The organism is Streptomyces sp. NPDC127084 (assembly GCF_042724175.1).
Classification (GTDB): Bacteria; Actinomycetota; Actinomycetes; order Streptomycetales; family Streptomycetaceae; genus Streptomyces.
The window spans coordinates 1-2,745 of sequence record NZ_JBHXFA010000318.1 but is presented as its reverse complement, the minus strand read 5'-3'; the positions used below and the strand labels follow the sequence as shown (position 1 = coordinate 2,745).

3 protein-coding genes and 2 pseudogenes are annotated in these 2,745 nt (G+C 65.1%); 2 read left to right on the top strand and 3 right to left on the bottom strand.

Going from position 1 to position 2,745, the window contains the following annotated elements; genetic code table 11:
- Positions 1-179 precede the first annotated feature (179 nt).
- Positions 180-488 (top strand): sensor histidine kinase, encoded by a 309-nt coding sequence (locus tag ACFWI9_RS33745; protein ID WP_387168980.1) that lies wholly within the window; start codon positions 180-182, stop codon positions 486-488.
- A gap of 360 nt (positions 489-848) precedes the next feature.
- On the top strand, positions 849-1,352 hold the full coding sequence (locus ACFWI9_RS33740) for an ATP-binding protein (RefSeq protein WP_387168977.1): 504 nt from the start codon (positions 849-851) through the stop codon (positions 1,350-1,352).
- Positions 1,353-1,412: 60 nt separating this feature from the next.
- Here ACFWI9_RS33740 and ACFWI9_RS33735 read toward each other — a convergent pair.
- The 3 genes and pseudogenes from ACFWI9_RS33735 to ACFWI9_RS33725 form a co-directional block, all read right to left on the bottom strand.
- Positions 1,413-1,931, bottom strand: a pseudogene (locus tag ACFWI9_RS33735) (transposase); the annotation flags it as partial.
- Positions 1,928-2,260 (bottom strand): annotated as a pseudogene (locus ACFWI9_RS33730) (winged helix-turn-helix domain-containing protein); the annotation flags it as partial. The pseudogenes ACFWI9_RS33730 and ACFWI9_RS33735, both read right to left, overlap by 4 nt.
- A gap of 78 nt (positions 2,261-2,338) precedes the next feature.
- Positions 2,339-2,745: hypothetical protein (locus tag ACFWI9_RS33725; protein WP_387168974.1), on the bottom strand; the 407-nt coding region annotated here is incomplete at its 5' end.

The following is a 2,745-nucleotide window of genomic DNA, read 5'->3' as shown; positions in this document are numbered from 1 at the left end:
ATCACCACGCCAACGACGAGGGGCCCTGCCTCGTCACCACACCCGCTGACCAGCCCATTTCACCCTCCAGCACAGGATGAAAGAGGCTCACTGAAAGTAGTCGACGACCTAGACGACATGAGCAAGATCATTCGCGCTTCGATCTTCAGCCTCCGCCGGCGTTCCTTCCCTCGGTACGGATGGAAGGCCTGATTGACACGGCGCTACCGGACAAGGTCGCCGTCGAGGTACTCGCCGTGCTTCAGGAGTCGCTATCCAACCTCACCCGCCATGCCCATGCTCAAAGCTGCGCCATCTCCCTGGTGGCGGCCGCCGGCTCGGTGACGCTAACGGTCCAAGACGACGGCTGGGGCATCCCGAAAGAAGAGCGACGCAGCGGCCTGAACAATCTGGCCGAGCGCGCCGAAGTCCTGGGGGGACACTTGGTCATTCAGAGCCCGGAGAGCGGCGGTACCCGGTTGATCTGGCAGGTGCCCCTTCCAGCCTGAACAAGGACAGACCGTGAGCTTTTTCAAAGTGGCCAGCGGTCGGGTGGCTGGGGGTAAAACACCCCTGACCCCCAGGGTGTCGTCTCACTCAGATCGCTGCCCGCAGATAGTGGCAGAGCCCGCTCCTTGGGTCGGCCGAACCGGTTGCGGGGTGCCGGGGCCGTCTGCCGCGCAATCACGTGGAAAGGCCTCGCGACATGCAGCGATGCTGCAAGGACGACGGGTGGAGCGTACCCCCAGCCCCGGGGAAGACGTAGTCCGACTGCGTAGTGGAATACGTATCTTCCCCCTTCTGCATACATGGGTTTTTAGGGAGATTTTCCTTAACGGATCCCTTACAGGTCAGTAGGGACAAGGATCATGGAACTCTCGCTGTCTCCCCCACGAGCCGCCCAAGCAGTGCCGTCACCCAGTAGCGCCAGCAGGGCCCACGAAGAACACGACGCGACCTCCATGGCGGGCATACCGCTGCTTTCCGAATGCGTTTCGTTCCCGATCGCCCACCGGCCAGAAGCAGTACGCCACGCTCGTCAACTCGTTGAGGCGCTGCTTCGTAAATGGCAGGTTCGCGACGACGCAGCTTCTTCGATAGTGCTGGTGGTATCCGAGCTGGTGACCAACGCCGTGGAACACGCTCGTCCTCCTCTGACCCTGCATGTGCTTCGCGAGCGCACTGGCAGGCGCGTGTGGGTGGGGATGGCGGACGGTGGTCCTGCTTCAGCGGAGGGCGCCTGGACATCATCTTGTGCCCTCGGTGAGCATGGGCGGGGTCTGACCATCGTGGATGCTCTCGCCCACGCCCATGGAATCCATTCCTACAAGGGATGTACAACCCACTGGGCACGGCTGCCCGCTTGTGCGTAGTAGGGAGGAGCGGCCGCCCAGGATCCCTGCCACCTGACGTTTGAGGTGTGATGTCGTCGAAGTGAGCCCAGTGCCGGCGAGGCATCCGTCGATGAGGTCGGGCCGGTATTGGACCTGGCGAAGGCCCCGTCTCAGGGTGCGCATCAGGTGGGTGGGGTCGGTGAAGGCGGTGTTGGCCTGGCAGCACCTTCGCAGGAGGGACCAGATGCCCTCGACCGGGTTGAGCTGTGGTGCATAGGGCGGCAGGTAGTGGACGGTGATCCAGTCGTGGGCATCGATGAACTCGCGTAATCGGCGGTCGCGATGAACATGGAGATTGTCCCAGACCAGGACGATCGGCTGGCCGAGTTGCTGGTGGGCTGCTACCAGCAGATCGCGATAGTCCGTCCAGGCGAAGCTTCGGCGGCCGCCGGCCTTGTGGTCCGCATGGACGATCGGCCGGTAGATCAGCCGTGAGCGCTCGCCTGTTTTGTAGCAGGCCAGGGCGGCGATGGAGATTCGCCGCTGGGAGCGCCCGCGGACGCGGACGATCGGGGTGTTGCTGCGGTGGGACCAGGTACGGGCGGTGGGCGGCGTCATCGAGAAGCCGGCCTCGTCCTCGAAGACGAGGTAGGCGTCGAGCGCCGCCGCGGTGCTTCCGCGGACGGCCAGGTCTCCTTCACCCACCCGGCTATGACTGCCTCGTCTCGCTCGACCGCGCGCCTCGCGGGGACCTGGTGGCTCCAGCCGTGGCATCGCAGCATCTGCGAGATCCCCGAGAGCGTGAACGACTTGTGGAACCACCGCCCGATGAGCGTCTTGATCCGGGCCAGGGCCCAGGTCTGGTCCGGCCAGCCGTGCGCCACGGCGCCCTTGGCCAGCTCTACTTCCAGCACGGCGAACAGCGTGTCGCTCAGCTTCGGCGTTGAGAGTGCGGAACGTGAGCTCTTGTCCGTTTCGTGGCTGGGGTTGGGGAAGAACCGCTGGCCACGGAGTGAGGCTGGTCCTCAGGCGTCGGGGCGGGCGAACAAGCCGGGTTCGGGTTCGATGAGGATGCCCCGGCTGACCAGGCGTTTCAGTTTGGAGCGGATGCCTTCGGTGTTCTTCGGGAGGATCGGCAGGTCGAGGGCCTGGCAGAGGTCGCGGGCGCGCATCGGCTGGCCCGCGTTGGCCAGGGCGGTGAGGATCTGCTGGTAGGCGGGGTGGTCGGGGATGTCGGGACGCTCTGGCTCGGTGGCGGGTGAGGGCAGCGGGAGGGTGAGGAGGGTCTTGCGGGTGATGCGCAGGTTCTCGCTTTCCGCGTCGATCTCGCCGAGCTGCCGGGTGAGTTTCTCGATGCGGGCCCGGAATTCCCCGGCTTGGTCGGCCAGTTCTCGCTCGCGGGTCTCGATGTGCTCCAGGATGGCTTCGACCT

Excerpts from the sequence above, each read along its gene's own strand:
- ACFWI9_RS33740 (WP_387168977.1), top strand. The coding sequence starts at position 849 with ATGGAACTCTCGCTGTCTCCCCCACGAGCCGCCCAAGCAGTGCCGTCA.
- ACFWI9_RS33745 (WP_387168980.1), top strand. The coding sequence starts at position 180 with ATGGAAGGCCTGATTGACACGGCGCTACCGGACAAGGTCGCCGTCGAG.